This is a genomic window from Bradyrhizobium sp. Ses1 (assembly GCF_059512365.1).
Genome location: NZ_JCAMOQ010000051.1, coordinates 1 through 18,630 on the forward strand (window position 1 = coordinate 1; position 18,630 = coordinate 18,630).

Annotated in this window: 21 protein-coding genes and 3 pseudogenes; 19 read left to right on the forward strand and 5 right to left on the reverse strand. The window is 61.5% G+C overall.

Translation table 11 applies throughout. From position 1 onward, the window contains the following. The 4 genes and pseudogenes from AC5ZG5_RS36785 to glyA all read left to right on the forward strand — a co-directional run. On the forward strand, positions 1-900 hold a 900-nt coding region (locus tag AC5ZG5_RS36785), incomplete at its 5' end, for an IS256 family transposase (RefSeq protein WP_496165506.1). Between the two features lie 205 nt (positions 901-1,105). Continuing rightward, positions 1,106-1,408, forward strand: a complete 303-nt coding sequence (locus tag AC5ZG5_RS36790; protein ID WP_456645784.1) for a helix-turn-helix domain-containing protein — start codon at positions 1,106-1,108, stop codon at positions 1,406-1,408. An 84-nt stretch (positions 1,409-1,492) separates the two neighbouring features. Beyond that, a pseudogene (locus AC5ZG5_RS36795) lies at positions 1,493-1,786 on the forward strand (hypothetical protein); the annotation flags it as partial. Between the two features lie 124 nt (positions 1,787-1,910). Continuing rightward, positions 1,911-2,197 (forward strand): annotated as a pseudogene (gene glyA, locus AC5ZG5_RS36800) (serine hydroxymethyltransferase); the annotation flags it as partial. A 610-nt stretch (positions 2,198-2,807) separates the two neighbouring features. On the opposite strand, the gene AC5ZG5_RS36805 reads toward glyA, so the two are convergent. Both AC5ZG5_RS36805 and AC5ZG5_RS36810 read right to left on the reverse strand, forming a co-directional pair. Continuing rightward, entirely contained in the window at positions 2,808-3,014 is a 207-nt protein-coding gene (locus AC5ZG5_RS36805; RefSeq protein WP_456645783.1) for a hypothetical protein, read from the reverse strand. A 13-nt stretch (positions 3,015-3,027) separates the two neighbouring features. Beyond that, entirely contained in the window at positions 3,028-3,999 is a 972-nt protein-coding gene (locus AC5ZG5_RS36810; protein WP_456645782.1) for a CobW family GTP-binding protein, read from the reverse strand. Between the two features lie 355 nt (positions 4,000-4,354). Here AC5ZG5_RS36810 and AC5ZG5_RS36815 point away from each other — a divergent pair, with 355 nt between their 5' ends. The 13 genes and pseudogenes from AC5ZG5_RS36815 (at position 4,355) to AC5ZG5_RS36875 (ending at position 14,809) form a co-directional block, all read left to right on the forward strand. Further along, on the forward strand, positions 4,355-4,888 hold the full coding sequence (locus AC5ZG5_RS36815; RefSeq protein ID WP_456645781.1) for a hypothetical protein: 534 nt from the start codon (positions 4,355-4,357) through the stop codon (positions 4,886-4,888). A gap of 1,195 nt (positions 4,889-6,083) precedes the next feature. After that, positions 6,084-6,857, forward strand: coding sequence for a TonB-dependent receptor domain-containing protein (locus AC5ZG5_RS36820; RefSeq protein ID WP_456645787.1), 774 nt, complete (start codon positions 6,084-6,086; stop codon positions 6,855-6,857). A gap of 34 nt (positions 6,858-6,891) precedes the next feature. After that, positions 6,892-7,332 (forward strand): IS66-like element accessory protein TnpA, encoded by a 441-nt coding sequence (gene tnpA, locus AC5ZG5_RS36825; RefSeq protein WP_456645780.1) that lies wholly within the window; start codon positions 6,892-6,894, stop codon positions 7,330-7,332. Continuing rightward, a complete protein-coding gene (tnpB, locus tag AC5ZG5_RS36830; RefSeq protein ID WP_456645779.1) occupies positions 7,329-7,688 on the forward strand; it encodes an IS66 family insertion sequence element accessory protein TnpB in 360 nt (119 codons plus the stop codon). The genes tnpA and tnpB overlap by 4 nt, the downstream gene beginning before the upstream one ends. A gap of 43 nt (positions 7,689-7,731) precedes the next feature. Further along, a pseudogene (tnpC, locus tag AC5ZG5_RS36835) lies at positions 7,732-9,278 on the forward strand (IS66 family transposase); the annotation flags it as partial. A gap of 215 nt (positions 9,279-9,493) precedes the next feature. After that, the gene (locus AC5ZG5_RS36840; RefSeq protein ID WP_456645786.1) at positions 9,494-9,937 is read left to right on the forward strand and encodes a UPF0149 family protein; all 444 of its coding nucleotides are present in this window, start codon (positions 9,494-9,496) and stop codon (positions 9,935-9,937) included. A 206-nt stretch (positions 9,938-10,143) separates the two neighbouring features. After that, positions 10,144-10,770, forward strand: a complete 627-nt coding sequence (locus AC5ZG5_RS36845; protein ID WP_456645789.1) for a hypothetical protein — start codon at positions 10,144-10,146, stop codon at positions 10,768-10,770. After that, positions 10,758-11,546 (forward strand): outer membrane protein, encoded by a 789-nt coding sequence (locus AC5ZG5_RS36850; RefSeq protein ID WP_456645778.1) that lies wholly within the window; start codon positions 10,758-10,760, stop codon positions 11,544-11,546. The genes AC5ZG5_RS36845 and AC5ZG5_RS36850 overlap by 13 nt, the downstream gene beginning before the upstream one ends. Positions 11,547-11,618: 72 nt before the next feature. Next, on the forward strand, positions 11,619-12,428 hold the full coding sequence (gene exbB / locus AC5ZG5_RS36855) for a tonB-system energizer ExbB (RefSeq protein WP_456645777.1): 810 nt from the start codon (positions 11,619-11,621) through the stop codon (positions 12,426-12,428). A gap of 5 nt (positions 12,429-12,433) precedes the next feature. Next, the gene (exbD, locus tag AC5ZG5_RS36860) at positions 12,434-12,868 is read left to right on the forward strand and encodes a TonB system transport protein ExbD (RefSeq protein ID WP_456645776.1); all 435 of its coding nucleotides are present in this window, start codon (positions 12,434-12,436) and stop codon (positions 12,866-12,868) included. Continuing rightward, on the forward strand, positions 12,865-13,587 hold the full coding sequence (locus AC5ZG5_RS36865; RefSeq protein ID WP_456645775.1) for a TonB family protein: 723 nt from the start codon (positions 12,865-12,867) through the stop codon (positions 13,585-13,587). The genes exbD and AC5ZG5_RS36865 overlap by 4 nt, the downstream gene beginning before the upstream one ends. Before the next feature lie 150 nt (positions 13,588-13,737). Then, the gene (locus tag AC5ZG5_RS36870) at positions 13,738-14,094 is read left to right on the forward strand and encodes a hypothetical protein (RefSeq protein ID WP_456645788.1); all 357 of its coding nucleotides are present in this window, start codon (positions 13,738-13,740) and stop codon (positions 14,092-14,094) included. Positions 14,095-14,518: 424 nt separating this feature from the next. After that, positions 14,519-14,809, forward strand: a complete 291-nt coding sequence (locus AC5ZG5_RS36875) for a hypothetical protein (protein WP_456645774.1) — start codon at positions 14,519-14,521, stop codon at positions 14,807-14,809. Here the strand turns inward: AC5ZG5_RS36875 and AC5ZG5_RS36880 are convergent. Then, entirely contained in the window at positions 14,796-14,975 is a 180-nt protein-coding gene (locus AC5ZG5_RS36880; RefSeq protein WP_456645773.1) for a hypothetical protein, read from the reverse strand. The two genes, AC5ZG5_RS36875 and AC5ZG5_RS36880, sit on opposite strands and share 14 nt — an antisense overlap. A 90-nt stretch (positions 14,976-15,065) precedes the next feature. Here AC5ZG5_RS36880 and AC5ZG5_RS36885 point away from each other — a divergent pair, with 90 nt between their 5' ends. Beyond that, a complete protein-coding gene (locus AC5ZG5_RS36885; protein WP_456645772.1) occupies positions 15,066-15,614 on the forward strand; it encodes a hypothetical protein in 549 nt (182 codons plus the stop codon). Positions 15,615-15,631: 17 nt separating this feature from the next. Beyond that, complete coding sequence (locus AC5ZG5_RS36890) at positions 15,632-17,272, forward strand: hypothetical protein (protein ID WP_456645771.1); 1,641 nt, start codon at positions 15,632-15,634, stop codon at positions 17,270-17,272. Positions 17,273-17,916: 644 nt separating this feature from the next. Here the strand turns inward: AC5ZG5_RS36890 and AC5ZG5_RS36895 are convergent. Both AC5ZG5_RS36895 and AC5ZG5_RS36900 read right to left on the reverse strand, forming a co-directional pair. Continuing rightward, on the reverse strand, positions 17,917-18,204 hold the full coding sequence (locus AC5ZG5_RS36895; protein WP_456645770.1) for a VirK family protein: 288 nt from the start codon (positions 18,202-18,204) through the stop codon (positions 17,917-17,919). Then, the gene (locus AC5ZG5_RS36900; protein WP_456645769.1) at positions 18,201-18,347 is read right to left on the reverse strand and encodes a hypothetical protein; all 147 of its coding nucleotides are present in this window, start codon (positions 18,345-18,347) and stop codon (positions 18,201-18,203) included. The genes AC5ZG5_RS36895 and AC5ZG5_RS36900 overlap by 4 nt, the downstream gene beginning before the upstream one ends. Positions 18,348-18,630: the final 283 nt, after the last annotated feature.

Genomic DNA, 18,630 nt, shown 5'->3' on the forward strand with positions numbered 1-18,630 from the left:
ACGCCAGCTGGCTCAACATGGTCGAGATCGAGATCGGCGTTCTCGCCCGCCAATGCCTCGATCGACGCATCGACGGTGATTTCCCGGCTGACCGCGGAGTGGCAAGGTGAGTACGAGCGTTGGCAAAGGCGCGATCTGTCGGCGCGGCGATACGTGTATGTGTGGGCCGATGGCGTCTTCCTGCAGGCCCGCATGGAAGACCACGGCGAGTGCATGCTGGTGCTGATCGGCGCGACGCCGGAAGGCAAGAAAGAACTGATCGGCTTTCAGGTCGGCGTGCGGGAGAGCGCGCAGAGCTGGCGCGAGCTCTTGATCGACGTCAAGCTGCGCGGATTGCAGATCGCCCCGGAAATTGCCGTCGGCGACGGCGCGCTCGGCTTCTGGAAGGCGCTCGAGGAGGTCTGTCCCGGCACGCGCCACCAGCGATGCTGGGTGCACAAGACCGTCAATGTCCTGGATAAGGTCCCGCTCTCGGTGCAGGCCGCCATGAAGAAGGATCTCCGCGAGGTCTATTGGGCGCCGAACCGGACGTCCGCCGAAGCGGCGATCGACGTTTTTGCCGAAAAATACCGCGCCAAATACGGCCGGGCGGTCGAATGCCTGGTCAAGGATCGCGACGCCCTGCTGGCCTTCTACGACTTTCCGGCCGAGCATTGGGATCACTTGCGCACGAGCAATCCCATCGAAAGCGTGTTCGCGACCGTGCGGCACCGGACGGTGCGCACCAAGGGCTCGTTGTCGCCAACTACCGCCAGGCTGATGGTGTTCAAACTGGTGATCGCCGCATCAAAGACCTGGCGGCGGCTCAAAGGCACAAATCAGTTGCCGAAGGTCATCGCAGGTGTCAGATTCAACGACGGCATCGAGGTCATCCAAATGCCGGCAAACCACGCCGCCTGATCACCTCATCACCCAAAATTCCGCATAGCTCGTGTTCCTACAGGTTCCCCATAGAGATTCTAACCTCTTTTAAAGCCACTTGCTCGATCGCGTTGCGAGCGTTCCTATATCTCGATCATGCGGTGTGCTGATGGATCGTGTGTCGACCCAAATAGTTGGATTATAGCCAGTGGTTTAAATATCCGGGCGCAGACATGATCGGCGCATGAAAGCTCGTGCTCTTGTGGCCCTAAATGTGCGTCGGATCCGCGTGGATCGCGGTATTTCGCAGCAGAAGCTGGCTTATGAGGCTGGGATTGACTGCTCCTACTTGGCGAGCCTCGAGCGGCAATCGAAAAGCCCGACAATTGATATCCTCGATCGCATCGCCGACGCGCTGGGTGTTCATCCATTCGAATTGGTTGTTCAGCATTCCAAACGCGCCAAAGCTCCAAATACGTTGCATGAAGGTCGTAAGCGCGCGCCTCTTAAACCGCCGAGGAGAGTTAAACCGCCGAGGAGAGGATAGTTGATCGACACTTGGTCCTCAGTTTCCGGCGAATGCCGCCTTGCGCGGTGTGATGGAGAATGCCGAAGGTCTCTGGGCTGGAAGTTGTCTCAAAGGTTCCGCAGGCGTGCCTCGCTGACATGCGCCCGCACCGGACTCTGCCTCGGCCCTGATGAATGGCTTCTCGAGGCGCCGGAGGCGGAAGGCGCTATACTGGTCGCGGCGCTTGCCGACCTCGCGGCGCGGATGCCGCTCGGCGCAGTAGATATCTCCGACCGTGAGGTGACGTTGGCTCTCGCCGGCCCTGTGGTTCTCGAACTGCTCGCCACCGGCTGCCCACGCGAACTCGCGCGGATGCCGGTCGGCTCCGGCGCCCGGACGATATTCGACACCGCTCAAGTGGTGCTGACCCGCGAGAGCGAGGACCGCTTCCACCTGACGGTCTGGCGATCATTTGTGCCCACGTCCGGGTTCTCCTCGATACCGCTGCCCGCGAGCTCGCCATCGGCCTTTGAACCCGTCCATGCTTCACGCGCCAGCATCCCGCCTCTCCAACCACGCCGTCGCGGCCGCCATCGCCCGCGAGCTCGGCCGCGAGCAGAATCAGATCGAGCTGATCGCCTCGGAAAACCTCGTCTCCCGCGATTGGCTGATCGCTCAAGGATGGATGCTTACCAAAAAGTATGCCGAGGGCTATCCCGGCAAGCGTTACTACGGCTGTTGGTCGAGACCATCGCCCTCGACCGGTTGAAGCAACTGTTCGGTGCGGCCTTCGCAAATGTGCAGCCGCACTCCGGCGCCCAAGCCAACTAGGCCATCGTCGCCGGCGCCTTGGCTTACCCGCGCGAGATCGACTCCGCGCCACGCACGAGATGTCCTGAGGCACGGAAGGGCAACAAGACTTCAGACGGCGGGCGGCGCGCGTGACAGGAATGCCGGGTGACGCGGTTTAATCACCCGATCGGAAACCGGATTGAACGCGCGACCAATCTCCGCGAATTGCAGCGCTTTCAGATCTTCAGGCGCATCCGATAGTGAGGAGTTCGACAGCAGCAAGCCCGAGAAGCAGACTGGGCAGTTGTCCTCGTGATCGGCCAGCCGCGCCGGCAGCGGTGTTACGGCTTGCTGTGTTGGCGGGGCGCGCCTGAGGCTGTCGCCATGGGCGCGGCCGGACCCTAAAAAGGCGAGATCATGTTTGTGGACGTGCGCGAACGCGAGCTGCAGTATCAGCGCCGCCAGCGCGAGATAGGCTCCGCATCGTCGGGTGAAGACCCCGTGCCGACATCGATTTCGCCTCTGCCAAGGAGCCGTTCCCCTTCTGACGTCCCTAGCCGCGAGGCCACCGCCTTCGGCCGAACGATGGCCGTGTTGTATTGGCGATCATTCTGCAATGGACGAGGAAAATATGGCGGATGAAGTGCTATAGGCGCCCCGTCATTCGAACGTTTCCTTCCGAGGGACCGGGTCCTTTCAGTCCGGTTGCATCACCTTTGCCGGCTCGGTCAGGCGGTCGGTCGCCGACCGCATCGGTCGATGGAAAGATGCTGTCATAGATCGCCCGAGCTTCGCGAATGAGGCGAAGCCGCTCGAGCTCGGATTTCGGAACGAATCCTGCGATCTCGCCCATTTTCGTTCCCCCTTTAGGCGCAGCACGCCTCAAAGCCTTGCCTTAGCAGGTCCTTTGGCAGGTCGCGCCCGATGAAAACGAGCCGTGTCTGGCGCGCCTCCTGGTCCTTCCAGGGACGCCGACTTCCGCCTTCAATGAGCATGTGCACGCTCTGAACGACAAATTGCCGATCGTCATGCTCGATTGATGCGATGCCCTTCATGCGCAGGATGTCCGGACCAAAGCGCTGGGTGACATCTTGAATCCAGGACACGAACCTGCCGGGCTTCATCGGTCGGTCGGCGACCAGGGACAGGCTGCCGATCCCGTCGTCGTGTTCGTGCTCGTGCTCTTCGGTGAGGAATCCGGGCTCGACTTTGAGGATGCGCTCGAGATTGAAGGCGTCTTGCCCCAGTATCTGGGCGAGATCGATACCACAGCGCTCCGTTCTGTGAATCTTCGCATATGGGTTGATGTTTCGGATACGACGTTCGACTATTGCGAGCCCGTCCGCATCGAGAAGATCAACCTTGTTGACGAGAACGACGTCGGCGAACGCGAGTTGCTCCTGCGCTTCCGGCGCGCGGTCGATCTGTTCGAGGAGATGCCTGGCATCCGCGACGGTGATAATAGCGTCGAGCTTCGTCTTGCGGCGGACGTCCTCGTCGACAAAGAACGTCTGCGCCACCGGCGCCGGATCTGCGAGCCCTGTCGTCTCGACGACAATGCCGTCGAAGGCTCGGCTGCGCCGCATCAGCCCTGCGATGATCCGGATGAGGTCGCCGCGGACCGTGCAGCAAATACAACCGTTGTTCATCTCGAAAATCTCTTCGTCGGCGTCGACGATGAGATCGTTGTCGATACCGACCTCTCCGAACTCGTTTACGATCACAGCATACCGCTTGCCGTGCGCCTCGGAGAGGATGCGGTTGAGCAGCGTCGTCTTCCCGGAGCCGAGATAACCGGTCAGAACGGTGACGGGAAGCCGGGGTGCAGCATCGGGCATGGGGCCATCCTTTCGCGCTTCGCGGGCAGAACGCTCAGCACCGTAATGCAAAACGCCGCCGCGAAACCGCATTGCAATGTTATAACATTACATGTACTAGAAGGAGACGCAAAGGGAAAGACTTTGGCTTGGCAGATGCGGGATAACCGTTCTGGAGGCTGAGTGCGGACGCGCGGATCGAACAGACCTTCGCCAACATCAAGCACTGGATGCGCTCCGCCTAGAAGCGCACGATCGACGACATTTGTCGCCATATCGGGCGGTCTCATCACAACCATCCAGCCCAACGAATCCAGCAACTACTTCGAAAACGCAGGGCAGGCTTTTATCAAAACGTGAAACGCTCCAGGCGGCCGTGGAGACGATCATCACCGGGCCCCCCGGGTCGAATAACTCAGGTATTCGCCGAGCGGCTGGTCGATTTTCAAACGCAAGGCCAATTTTCGACCCTTTGATCTTACGACAAGCTTGGATAACATTAGCTCGAGCGAGCGAAGGGCAATTGCTTTTCCAGATGCGCTGGTTTCGGAAACACATCAGGCGTGGTTCATGGCTTGCGCTGACCGCGCTTGTCATCAACCTTGCGCTGGCTTTTGGACACGTTCACGGTCTCAGCGCGAAGGTACCCGACCAGACCCGTGTCCTGGTTGCCGCCATAGCCGGCGCCGATGGTGGTCAAAATCGCCACCACCCGTCAGACAGCCATCCCGACTATCTCTGCCCGATCTGCATGGCGACCGCGGTCATGGGCAATGGCCTGGCGCCGACTCCGCCAGCGGTGCACGTGGAATTTGCCGAGGCGAGGATCGATCAGCCGATCGATCATTTCCGCGTCTTGCTGCAGCCGCCGCGTGCCGCGTTTGAATCCCGCGGACCTCCGATTTCCTGACATCGCTGCTTCGATCCGCCGCTGTGCCGCGCCATGGGCGCGCCGCGAGTCAGGGCCGAAGCTCCTTCCGTACACGACGCTTTTGCGTCGCGGGCAGGCGTTCAGTCAGGAAACATTTTTTCATGGGCACTCCGTTTCGCTTTCGCACCTTCCGCGGCATATTACTGTCGGCATCGTCGCTCACGCTCGTGGTGGCATCGGGTGCACCCGTGCTCGCCCAAGCCCCCAACGGCCCGGCCCCCCAGGGGCCGACGGCAACGCCGCAGCCGAGTGCCCCTCCGTCCGCCTAGCCTTCGCAGCAGCCGGAAAGCTCGGTCACGCCGGCGCCTTCTCAATCACCGGCCAATTCGCCGACTCCGCAATCAACGCCGGCCGTGCAGGCCGCGCCTCCGGGCGCCAACGTCCTGCCCGAGACGCGCGTCGCCGCGCCAGCCGAGCGGCGGCGGCCACGAACGCCCCCGCCGCGGCAGGTTGTTCGCAATCCGCCGCCGACCGCGGCGCCCGCGCCAAGCGCGGAGCAGGCCCAGGCTGCGGCGAATCGCCAAGTCGTCCAGCAGACCCAGACCTTTGACCAGCGGCGCGACAACATCATCATGCCCAAGCTTGGCACGACAAACTATCAACTTAGCCAAAGGGATATCGAGAACCTCCCGCAGGGGAATGCAGCCCAGCTCAGCGACATCGTCCTGCAATTTCCGGGCGTCTACCAGGATTCGACGAGCTCGGGCGATTTTCACGTTCGCAACGAGCACGCCAACGTTCAGTACCGGATCAACGGGATCCTACTGCCCGACGGCGTGTCCGGCTTCTCGCAGCTTCTGGAGACCTCTTTCATCGGCAGCATCGGCCTGATGACCGGTGCCCTGCCGGCACAATATGGCCTGCGTACCGCCGGCATCCTCGACATCACGACCAAGACCGGAGCGGCCCTGTCCGGCGGCAGCGTCAGCGTCTACGGCGGCAGCCGCCAGACCATCACGCCAAGCTTCGAATATGGCGGGGTCGAGGGGAAGACCGAGTATTACGTCGCCGGCCGCTATCTCAGCACCGGCCTCGGTCTTGAGAATCCTATAGCGCCCCTCAACGCCATTCACGATCATTCCGAACAAGGCAGGTTCTTCGGCTATACCTCCACCGTGCTCGATCCGACGGCGCGGGTGGTCACTATTTCGGGGTTCGGCGCGACCCGTACCAGATTCCCAACAATCCCGGGCAGCCCGGCAACGCGGGAGGCTTTTGCGGCGGGCCGTTCGATCCCGCGAACCCCTGCCTCAACCCGGATGGCACGCCGAACCCGAATGCTCCCGCCTATACAGCGTTCGGCAAAAGTGGATTCGACTCGGCCACCCTTAATCAAAACCAATACGAGAAGAACGCCTACAACGTCATTGCCTGGCAGAAATCGGAAGGCAATTTCGATGCCCAGCTGTCGTATTATTCGCGTTACAGCGATCTTCATTTCGTTCCCGACCCGGTAGGCGATCTCTTCATCAACAACGTCGCGTCCGATGTGTACCGCAGTTCGTTCCTGAACGGCGTGTCCGGCGATTTTTCGTACCGTCTGAACGATGCGCATACGGTTCGGGCCGGCTTCTACACCAACGGCGAGCAAACCAGCATCGCCACCGGAAGCACGGTCCAGCCGCTCGACCCGAATGATCCCAGCGGGCTGACTGCGATCGACAGACCATTCAACATTCTCGACGGCAGCAAATTGTTTGGCTGGCAGCTTGGTGCCTATGCCCAGGATGAGTGGCGGCTCACCCAGCAACTCACGCTCAATTACGGGCTGCGGTTCGATCAGATCTACCAATATGTCGACGCCAACCAATTCAGTCCGCGCGCAAGCCTGACTTACAAGCCATGGTGGTCGACTGTGCTGCACATCGGCTACATGCGAACGTTCGTAACCGGCGTGACGCCCCCACCTAGCCATCCCTCGGCTTGCGCGCGATACAGCCTGGCATGAGCGGTTCGGTGGAGGTGGAACGATGGCAAATGCCATGCTTGATGCCAGGCAGGAAGGCGATTCCTATCGTCGCGTCGAGGTGATCACCGGGGAGCGCCGGCGGCGACGATGGACGGGCGAGGAGAAGGCCCGGATCGCGGCGGAGAGCTTTGAGGCGGGTGCGAACATCTCCGAGGTGGCGCGGCGCAATGGCGTTTCCCGCGGGCTGCTCACAGTGTGGCGACGCCAGGTTGCGGCGGCGGTGGCCGGCAAGGCGCCGAGCTTCGTGCCGATCCAAATTGGTGCCGAGAGCGACGGCGAGACAGTCGGCGAGTCCGAGCGCATTTCGCCAGCACAGACGGAGATCGCCGCGCCGCCGGCGAAGGCCTGCGGGGTGATCGAGATCGAGCTGAGTGGGGCGCGCATCCGGGTTGAGCCGGGAGTGGAGCTGGCGACACTTTCGATGGTGCTGTCGGCGCTTCGGGGCATCCGGTGATTGCACTACGCTCCGACCTCAAGGTGGCGCTGGCGGCGCAGCCGGTCGACTTTCGCAAGTCGGTCCACACGCTGTCGGCGCTGGTGAGCGAAGCGCTGCGTGCGAACCCGTATTGTGGCGACGTCTTCGTGTTCCGCAGCAAACGCATGGACAGAGTGAAGCTCCTGGCGTGGGACGGCAGCGGCATGGTGCTGGTGACGAAGTGGTTGCACCAGGGGCGTTTCACCTGGCCGCCGATCCGCGACGGTGTGGTGCATCTAAGTGCGACGCAGTTCGCGATGCTGCTCGACGGACTTGAGTGGACGCGTGTCTCACCCAAGCCTGTGAAGCAGCCGGCCGTTGTTGGCTGGAGGTGAGGATTTCGCTGGAGCATGGAGTGGGCGCATGTATCGTCTGATCATGGCGATTCGCCCCGATGCTCTCCCGACCGATCCGGCGGCTCTGACCGAGATGGTGCTCGCGCTTGGCGCCGAGAACGAGAAGCTGCGCGTGGCGATGCAGACGCTCAAGGAGATGATCTTCGGGAAGCGCTCGGAGCGGCTTGCCACGCTCGTGGCCGAGCAACTCGCGCTTGAGCTTGACGACCTTGAGACCGGCGCCACCCCGCCTGCGGCTGCCAACGACGATGCGCCTGCGGCGAAGCCGTCTGATAAGCCACGCAAGAAGGCGCGCCGCAACATCGGCGCGCTGCCCAAGCACCTGCCGCGCTGCGAGCATGTGCTGGAGCCGGAGGCGACCGCATGCCCGTGTTGCCAGGGCCAGCTTCACAAGATCGGCGAGGACGTCAGCGAGGTGCTGGACATCATCCCGGCGATCCTGCGGGTGCTGCGGACGGTCCGTCCCAAGTACGGCTGCCGCCGCTGCACCGATGGTGTGATCCAGGCGAAGGTGCTGCCGCGCCTGATCGAGAGCGGCATGGCTTCGACCGCACTCGTGAGCCACGTGGTAGTCTCGAAGTTCGCCTGGTATCTGCCGCTGTACCGACAGGTGCAAATTCTGGCCGGCCAGGGTGTCCATCTCGACCGGGCGACGCTCGCCGGCTGGGTGAAGCGTGCGGCCTGGTGGCTCAGGAGCCTCTATGCGCTTCAGCTGCGCACGATCCAGGCCGCGCCGCGCCTGTTCTGCGACGAGACGCCGATGCCGGTGCTCGATCCCGGATCATCGCCCGCGCATCTGCCAGTTCTGGGCGCATGCCATGGATGACCGGCCATGGGGCGGTCCCTCGCCGCCGGCGGTGGCCTACGTGTTCGCCGACGGCCGTAGCACGGCGGAGATCGCCAGACAGTTGATGGGCTTTTCCGGCATTCTGCAGGTCGACGGTTATGCCGCCTACAAAGCGCTCGCCCGCGATCATGGCGGCGCGATCCAACTCGCCTTTTGTCTCGCCCACGCCCGCCGCAAATTCGTCGAGGTGTATAAGACGACCCAGTCGCCGTTCGCGCGCGAAGTGATCGAGCGCCTGCAGGCGGTCTATGCCATCGAAGCAGAGATCCGTGGCAGCAGTGCCGAGCAGCGGCTGGCCGATCCGTGGCAGCAGTGCCGAGCAGCGGCTGGCCACCCGCGGCACCAGGTCCGCTCCATTGATGGAGGCGCTCAGGACGCGCCTAACCGCAATGGTCGGCCAGCTCTTCTCCCAATCGAAGCTGGCGGAGGCCATCAACTACGCACTCAATCACTGGGACGGGTTGACGCTGTTTCTCCGCGACGGCCGTGTCGAAGTTGACAGCAACACAGTCGAGCGTTCCATGCGCCCGATTGCGATGGGAAGACGCAACTCATTGTTCAGCGGCAGCGAAGGCGGCGCCGAGAGCTGGGCGATCCTGGCGTCGCTCGTGAACACGGCAAAACTCCATGAGCTCGACCCGCAGGCCTACCTGACCGATGTGCTGGAGCGCATCGTGTCCGGGCGAACCAAGAGCCATCAGCTGCACGAGCTGCTCGCCTGGAACGGCGGCGCGCCGGCACACACCGCAGGCAGCGGCATGAGCCCACGTCGCCATAAGGCAGCATCGTCGATGGCGTCAGCCGCGATGTCGCTTGCGGAGCTCGAGCGATGGCTCCAGGATCGCGTCGATCGCCATCCTGCCGCCACCAGCATTCCCATGCTCGACGGCTATACCGCCGCGATCGTGGCCGGACCGGTGTCGATGAGCGCGCTCGATTGGATCTGCCCGCTGCTCGCGATCGATGCCGACGCTTCAACCATGGCGGCACGCCGGAGTTCGCCGCGATCTCCGCCGTCGCGCTGCGCCACAACGACATCAGCAACACCCTCTCGACTGCCCCCGATCGGTTCGAGCCGATGCACCGGCGCGACCCCAGCGGCAACATCGATGCGCATCCCTGGTGCCAGGGTTTCTATGCCGCGATGCGGCTCAGACTGTCGGCGTGGGCGCCGTTGCTGGACACCAACAACGTCAATCACGGCCTGCTGCTGCCCATCCTGCTGCATTGTCGCGACGATCAGGCCCGTCCGCTGCTCGGACCGCCACGAAGCGGTCGCAAAACCGAGGATTTCCTCCGTAACGCCTACCTCGATATCCCAGCCGTCGTCGAGGCGCTGCGCCAGCACTGGATGCCCATCCGCTACGCACGCGACCGCTAATCATCGCGGACGTGGGAGCTCATACCGGTTACGAACGTTCGAACCGCCCCAACAGGTGCTTGGCCGAACGATTCCAACCCAGATCTTCAACGGTACCACCGCGGGCACCCCGATCATTACCCCCGATCAGGCCGCCGTGCTGCCCGGCCAGGTCGCGGGCCAACCGGCTCCAGAGTATCGGCGCGATCCAACCCGAACGGGCGAATGTGTACGACGCCGGTTTCACCCAGCAACTGCTGCCGCAATGTCCGACGACACCGAGCTCCGTACCCGGCAAAGCACCCGCGGCAGCTGCAAATTGTCCGAGCCTCGAGCTCGGTGGCAGCATCTACTACAAGACTGCCCGGGACCTGCTTGATGATGGGCAGTTCGGTCAGGCCTATGTGCTTACCGCATTCAACTATGAAAAAGCCGAGAATTACGGTGCCGAGCTGAAACTCAGGTTCAGGTACGGCGGCTTCTCCGCTGACACCAGTTGGGCCTGGGGCGTCCAGCATGCGCACACTGTCGTATCAAACCAAACCCTGTTTTCCCCGGACGACTTGGTTTACATCCAGAACAATTGGATCCACACCGACCATGACCAAACCTATACGGGTTCCGGAAGGGTCGCGTACCGGTGGAGCAACACGAACAGTTGGTTGGACGGCACAACTGCGAGCGCCAGCTTCATCTACGGCAGCGGCCTAAGGACGGACCCAGCCGACGGAGCGTTTGCCCCAACTGTGGCCACCTGCCATCTTACTGGCAGATCAATACCGGCGTGTCGCATGAGTTTGCCAATGGCTGGAACGGACTACCGGCTACGGTCCGTTTCGACGTGGTCAACCTGACCGACTACATCTACCAGATCCGCAACGGTGCCGGCATCGGTGTGTTTGCGCCTCAATATGGACCGCGGCGCGGATACTATTTTGGCATTTCGCAGAAGCTCGGGGCCCCGGAGAAGGTTGCCGGTGTTCTGCCCGGCTTCTACACCAAGACCCGCAACCCCGCAGCGACCGCTTATTATTGGGCCGGTCCCTACGTCGGCGCAAATTTCGGTGGCGCCTTCAGCGGCGGCGAGCACGTGCTCACGCCAATCGGTACCGACAGAACCAATCCGGCGGGCGCGCTCGGCGGCTTGCAGGCCGGTTATAATTTTCTGGTTGCTCCGAACTGGCTGGTCGGGATCGAAGGCGAACTCGCCTGGACGTCAGCTCAGGGTAAAGCCAATTTCGTTGATCCCGCCGGCACGGCGTCGCTCTCGATCACCAGCGACCACAACTGGTATGACACCCTCACCGGCAGGATCGGCTATGTCACCGGGCCGCTGATGCTCTACGCAAAGGGCGGCGCCGCGTTGATGAATGCTGATGATCGCATGGAGGTGAATAGCGGGCTCGACGGTGTCTCCTTGACCAACACCACCCGGCCCGGATGGATCGCGGGCGGCGGCCTGGAATACATGCTGGGATCACACTGGTCGGCTAAGCTCGAGTACGACCATCTCGCCTTCGGCAGCAAAAACCTGGATTTCGTCCACCCGTTCGGCACCAGTGTGACTGTCAAAACTGAGGTCAACCAAGTCAAAGCCGGCGTGAATTATCACCTTGAGGGATTGCTTTAGCGACTGGTTAGCGCGAGCAGTCCCACAGGTACGGGGCATAAGTGGGGGCCGATTGAGACGAGAAAGAACGAAATGAAATACAGCAAAACAAAGCCTCAGCACAAAATTTGGCTCCGGCTGCTGCCGAGTGGCCTCATTCTTGCGGCCCTCGCCATCCACTCGCAGCCCGCGGTCGCGCAAGTTCCGGATTCCCTGCTGCCGCGGAATTTGTCGCCGTGGGGAATGTTCCTCAACGCCGATATCGTCGTGAAAGCCGTCATGATCGGCCTCGCCTTCGCCTCGCTCGTGACCTGGACGGTCTGGCTTGCCAAGACCATCGAGCTGCGCGTCGCGAGGGGCCGTGCGCCGCGGCGGGTGAGGATGCTGGAGGACGGCGGTAGCCTGACGGAGGCGGCCGATGAATGCAGTGGCGACCGGGATGCTGTCGCTCAGCTGATCCTTTCGACGGCGCGCGAGGCCGAGCTGTCCGACGGTATCGTCGACGACGGCTTCAAGGAGCGTGTCGCGCTTAGGCTGGACCGTGTGGAAGCGGCGATGACACGACAGATTTCGCGCGGCATTGGCATTCTTGCCACCATCGGCGCGACCGCCCCCTTTGTCGGCCTGTTCGGCACGGTTTGGGGCATCATGAACTCCTTCATCGGCATTTCGGAATCCCATACCACGAACCTTGCGGTAGTCGCGCCCGGCATTGCCGAGGCGCTGCTCGCCACCGCGCTCGGGCTTGTGGCCGCCATCCCGGCGGTCGTGATCTACAACCATCTCGCCCGCGTGATCGCCGGCTATCGCGCGCTCCTGAGTGACGCCTCGGCGCAGCTCCTGCTTCTGATCAGCCGCGGGCAGCGCAGCCGCGATGTGGTCCTGCCACACGCTGCGGAGTGATCGCCATGGCTGTCCGTCTCGGTTCTCGTTCGAACGGCGATGATCTCGAGATCCAGCACGAGATCAACGTCACGCCCTTCATCGACGTGATCCTGGTGCTGCTCATCATCTTCATGGTCGCAGCGCCGCTTGCGACCGTCGATATCGGCGTGAATCTTCCCGCCAGCACGGCGCCAGAGCAGCCGCGACCGGACAAGCCGGTTTTCGTCACGATCAAACCGGACCAGACCATTGCCGTCGGCGAGACCGTCGTCGTGCGCGAATCCCTCGCGAGCGCGCTGGATACAGCTACCAACAACCACAAGGACGAGACCATCTTCGTCCGAGCCGACAAGTCGCTGAGCTATGGCGATCTGATGGCGGTGATGAACACCTTACGGGACGCCGGATATCTTAAGCTCGCTCTCGTCGGGCTGGAAGCGCCGGCGACAAAGCCATGAACGCCCACGCCCTGCATCTGCCTGACAGTCGCGGTGCGTCACGTTGGATGCTGGCGGCGCTGGCAATCCTACTCGCGCATGCCGCAATCGTGGCCGCAGTCGCACTGTGGTATTCCCGGAGACCCGTCGAGCCCAACATCATTCCTGCGATCAGCGTCACGCTCGCCCCGGTCGAAGCCAGTTCACCTGAAATTCAGAACCAGGACATCGCGGTCGGCCCGACCATGCAGCGGGCGGAGGAGACGCCCAATGAGCAGCCCAAGCAGGAGCGGCCCGTCGAGAAGGTCGAACAGCCGCCACCTCCGCAAGCACAGGCCGAGGTCACCCTGCCGCAAGAGACACCCAAGCAAATCGAGGAGCCAAAGCCGCAGGTGCAGCCGCCCGCGCCCGAGACACGCGCGCCGCCGAAGACCGAGCATATCGGCCAGTTCTCACAGGCAAGCGCGAAGGCCTATAACGCCCTCGTGTTCGGTCATCTACAACGCTTCAAAAGGTACCCGGCGGCGGCGCATGGTGCCTCGGGAACGACGGTGCTGCGATTCGACCTGAATCGTGCGGGGGAAGTGATCGCAAGCGAAATATCCAAATCGTCAGGCAATACAGTGCTCGACCGAGAGGCGCTCGAACTGCTTCATCGCGCCAGTCCCTTCCCGCCCTTCCCGGCCGAGAAGCCCGGGGCGCGCGATAGCTATCTCGCGCCGGTCGCCTTCGCGCGCTGACGTCTGCCGTGAGATCAATAATTTCGTCGCGGTTAGGATTTTCCATGCCGAGGACGGGAGATCTCAGGGAGCAAACAGACCGCACGGTCAGAGTAGACCAGCCCGTCTGCCTTGGTCGGATTGTTAAAGCCACTCACAGAGGAGTGCCGAATGACAATGCGAACCTCGTTGTTGGCTCTTTTCCTTCTGCTTTGCAGTGTGGTGACCGCTGGTTCCATGGGCAGCGCCGTCACCAGGAATGATCCCTGGGATCGTCATCATATCGACGATCTGCCCGCCGAGATCCGACAATATATCGCTGCCATCTGCAGGGGGCCTCCCAGCGCGCAGAATGATTTTGCAACTTACTCTCCGCATGAGAAGCGCTGGCGGATCAATCTCGAATACCTTCGATGCGACGGTTTGGCCGAATATCGTCGAGGAAATCAATGTCTGGATGTGGACTTCATTGCTGTCGGCTCGCATTTCCGGCTTGCCAGAAGGGACTACAGAGACTGTGGGTTCTAAATCAGCAACATTCGAAGGCTCGCACGCCGGTCGCAAAGATTTCCAAGGAATTGAAGCGCACCGTCGGCCCCGTGCGCGTCAAGGCCTCGCAACTCGGCATTGGCTTGGGTCATCAGCGCTGAACGTTCTACTTTCGGATAGCGCTGCGCGCACGCGATGTCATCGGGTGAGGCACAAACACGGCGCGCTCAACAGGCCGGCGCAAGGCTAACATTCGCGCGTAGAAGGCGTTGAAAGATGGGCCGGGAGACCAACTCGATTCCGGCTCCCGCCGCTGCGGCTCAAGTCGTATGATTGCGCCGTTCGCGGCGAGCTTGGGGCAGCGTATGCGCTGCAAGGCGGCGTACCGGTACGGGTAACGAGTCCCGCCAGGACCGTCGTGGCCATGCTGCGTTAACGGGACAAGTTTGGCGACGAGCCGGCAATGAAGGCGATGAAGGATTTCATCGCCGCGGGCGGGGATCCACACCAAATGATGGAGATTGCGCGCGAGATCGGCTGTTACCGTCACGTCGAGCCGTTCACTCGCCTGGCCGAAGAGATGCAATCAGCATTCCCAGGAGATCTCCGTGAGACAGAACAACGTGTCGACCGAGAGCGTCTCGCGCAAGCTCGGCATTTCGCACGAGTTCCTGATGCGCTGCTACCGCGCCGACCTCCGACCAATCGAAAACCCGGCGAATGGCATACGGTCGTCGCGATCATGGCGTCGTGATCGCCGCAATCGATCTGAGGGCCAAGACGATCGCGATCGTCAGCGGAGCATACCACGCATTGCAGCCCAACTCTTCAGTTGAAGACACTCTTTTGTCATCCGGCGCCTTCTCTGGCGGCACGACCGAAGCTGCAGCTTCTTGGAAAAGGCACTTGCCGGCCATCATTAATTCTACCTTTCTGCCCGGCCACGTCAGGTTTTGGAAAGCTAGCGTGAGTAGCGAAAGAACGAGGAAGCGATGCCAGCGGACTGCACCATGGACCGATACAACACGATCAACCCAGCCGCTAAAGATTCCGCTGCGTCTGATGCCACCGTGGAACAGCAGCAACAACCGCAAGCGGTGTTTGAGCAACACTTGGGAGAGGCGCGACAGCTCGGCCCGATATATCCCCATAGGGAGCTTTATGACATCACTGAAGAAGACGATCGCCTCATCCAAGCAGCGTCTGGCGCTGCCCTCGAGCGAGGGCCACCGCCGAATGCGACCACCATCGAAATTTACGACCGTCGGCTTCGCAAATTGGCTGAGGCGCTGAAGCAGTCTGGCCAGTCGATTGCTGGGCTCGATGACGATACGTTGCTCGACCGCTCCAAGAAGCTGCCAAAAGACAAGGTCATCGCCCCTGCATTGTCAATGGTTAGCAGGTACCGCGAGCCCAGCGCCACCGCTCCGCCCCTCACAACACATTACCGTCCGTCCAAGGAAGACGCTCGCCTCATCAGAGAGGCCAGCGAGGCGGGCTTTGGTCGAGCAATCGACGCAAAACTGCCGGAAATTATGCTAGCAGTCTTCGGAAGCTAGCGGCAGCACTGCGACCCTTGTCAATTGCTAAGCTCAGCCACAAAGCGCTGCTCAGCCATGCCGACACTTTGTTTCAGAATGACAAGAAACTCATCTACGCGTTGAATAGGCTGAGTGACTACCGCGCGATCGCCGGGCAGGACAATTCGGGTGCTGAAGGAGGCAACTCGCGCCTGCCAATACAGCCGGCCGCCGATTTGCCCGTACAGCTTTTCGATCATGAGCAGCCTTTGGGGAACGCTGCGGACCAAGACGGCTCATTTCCGGCCGACGGTTTCAATGCTCTGCAGGTTTGGCAGGGAATGGGTTTAACCGCTCATTCTCCCGTGCAACGTGTCGCCCCGGATGTGCTTTTCGACGCTGTGCGCCGAAGCGACGTGCCTCCACGTGCCAGCTTCGATGCGCCGGTACTTTGGCAGGGAATGCGTGCCGCCACCCCCTCGCCCGTGCAGAGTTTTGCTCAGGAAGTGCTTTTCGATGCCGCGGATCGCGAGGGCCTGCTGCCAGCGACACCCTTCGATGCACCGGTGCTTTGGCCAACGACGAGTTCAGTCACCCACTCGCCCGTGCAAAGTGTCGCCCAGGAAGAGCTTTTCGATGCCGCGGATCGCGAGGGCTCTGTGCCTGCTGTCGGTCTCGATGCATCCAAGTTTTGGACGGCAATGGGGTCGACCACCCAAAGCGTCGGCCGAGCGGATCTTTTCGATGCCGCGATCTGGCAGCCCAGCTCACGGTCGCAGAATCCCGCCTCTGAAGAAGACTTTGGACGGATGATGGATCGAGATGGTGCGGCCCCGGCCACACTTGATCCGACGTCCGCCGCAGCCCGCGAGAGCTTTGATGCCTCTTTGGCCGTTCCCAAGGATTTCTCCCATGGCACCCAGCCCGCGCCGGACATGATGCGCTCCAAGCTCAGCCGCTGGGGTCTGTTGCCGGATGCAGCACAGCGGGTAAAGACCTACGACATTCACGGTGAACGCTATACGGCCGTGTTAGGACCGCGTGGGCGCAATGATATTCAGCTCATCCATCTGCGGTCTCCTGCTGTCGGCGATACATTTGATGTTTCGTTCGCCGTGCCCAAGGATTTTTCCCATCGAACCCAGCTGGCCCCCGACGTGATGCTTTCCACGTTGGGCAAGTGGGACTTCTTGCCTGATGCCGAACATCCGATCATGAACTATGAGATTGGCGGCGAACGCTACACGGCTGTGTTGGGACCGAGAGGATCCAACGACGTTCAACTCATTCATCACCCCAGGTTCGCTTTGCTGGGTGAAGCTGCGCTTGTGACGCCGACAGCTGCCCCGCATACCTACGGCGGCCTTGCACTCGGGTTTGATCCGCCCTCCTCGTTCGAATTGCGAAAGGACGCTCCTTCGGCGCTGGCGCCAAACCTTCCACTGCCGTCTGCCGCACCGGGATCGGGCCATCAGCCGTCCCCGCAAGTGCCTGAACTCGGAGAGTTGTTCGGCGACTACTGGAGGCACGGACCCAGAGAGGCTTCGCCTGTCGTGATCGATATGCTCCAAAACCTGGGTCTTCTGCCGAGCCAGGATGTCCCAATGAGCCGTTTTTTGATCCATGGTCAGCCCTGCACGGCCGAAAGCCTACCCGGAGGCCGCGTTCTTCTCTTCCATCGGCCGCAATTTGGCTGAACGAGGTGCTCGTCGGCACCTCGGACAGCTGCTCAAGCCTCCCGAAACAACGTCGGATCTTTCGCTTTCAGAGATCTTAGAACTGCGTCCGAACGGCAGCTGGGCCGTGAGCAAACCCGCCGCGGCCAGTCCCAGCATGATCTTAAGCGGGATGCATCAATCACATTGGTCCGCATTCGGCAGCACGGAACTTTCAGGTGAAAGGACTCAAAAGACTCGGGATACAAGGCGCGGTATCCACACTGTCGCGTGGCGGACGATCGAGCGTCATCATCGCGGGCCAGCGGCTTGATCGGGTTGGAAATAATGTCCTCACAAGGATCGCGGATAGCGTGCGGACGTACTTTGGCGAGCTCTATCTGGAGCGTTCAACTGAGAGGCCTTGGCTCCAAACCATACGAGGATAGCCGGAACCGCCGATCTTCCGATCACTGAGATTCAATGAGGATTTGACGGCCCTCATACGGTACCTTGAGCGAACTGCAACAAGTTCGTGCAACTCGATGACCCCCGACGAAAAGACGGCCAGAAACAATCTGGCCGTCCCTTACGATCGAGACTATCCGTGTCATGACTTGCGAAGATGTCCACGCGGTTAAAGCATCAAGGTTTCGAAGCGCATCCCCCTGCGCTGTGCTCTTGGTTTACCAGATGAACTTTGCGCCATCCGGCAGTTCGCAGATGAATTCGCCCTGGTTCACGAGTACGGTGGTCCCGACGACAAGCTTCGGGGCCCGCACCGTGAGCTTGCCTTCGCGGCTGAGGCTATGGCGGATGTACTCGGTCACGGCATGTCCGGAGCTGTCCACCGTTTGGTGCGCATTGGTGAAGTTGATGCCGTTCTGGGGAGTCACCCTGAAGGCATTGATGACCAGACCGGCCTGCGTCGCCGACGCGGGCTTGCCACCCTCCGCGGTGGTACAGCGGCTCATGTCTTCACATTCTTGCCGGTCTGCAGGGCATTAAGCACCTCGGTGTATTTCGGCGAGGGCTCATCGGCCCTCGCCATCGTGCTCACGCTTGCGGCCGAAAGCAAGGACAACAGAATCGCCAGCCCTTTGCGAGAAAACTTCATATGCTCTTCCCTCGATAAGTACCACAGGTCGCGCTTTGCAAGACGTCGTGCTCACAAGCCGTTTGGCGGATTCCAGACATCAAGCGCGCTCGCGCCTGCGACAAAAACAACTTGTCGCAACCAGGCGCAAGTCGTTGTGGCGGTTATTCCGACGTCACAACCTCGTAGGTCAGGTTTGAAAGTGGCCTAGCCTCGTGCGACATCGCTAGAACGATTTGATCGAGCGGCAACCACTTAGAAACCACAAAAGGCAACCGGTCGCGCTAATCCAACGGAGGCCGAT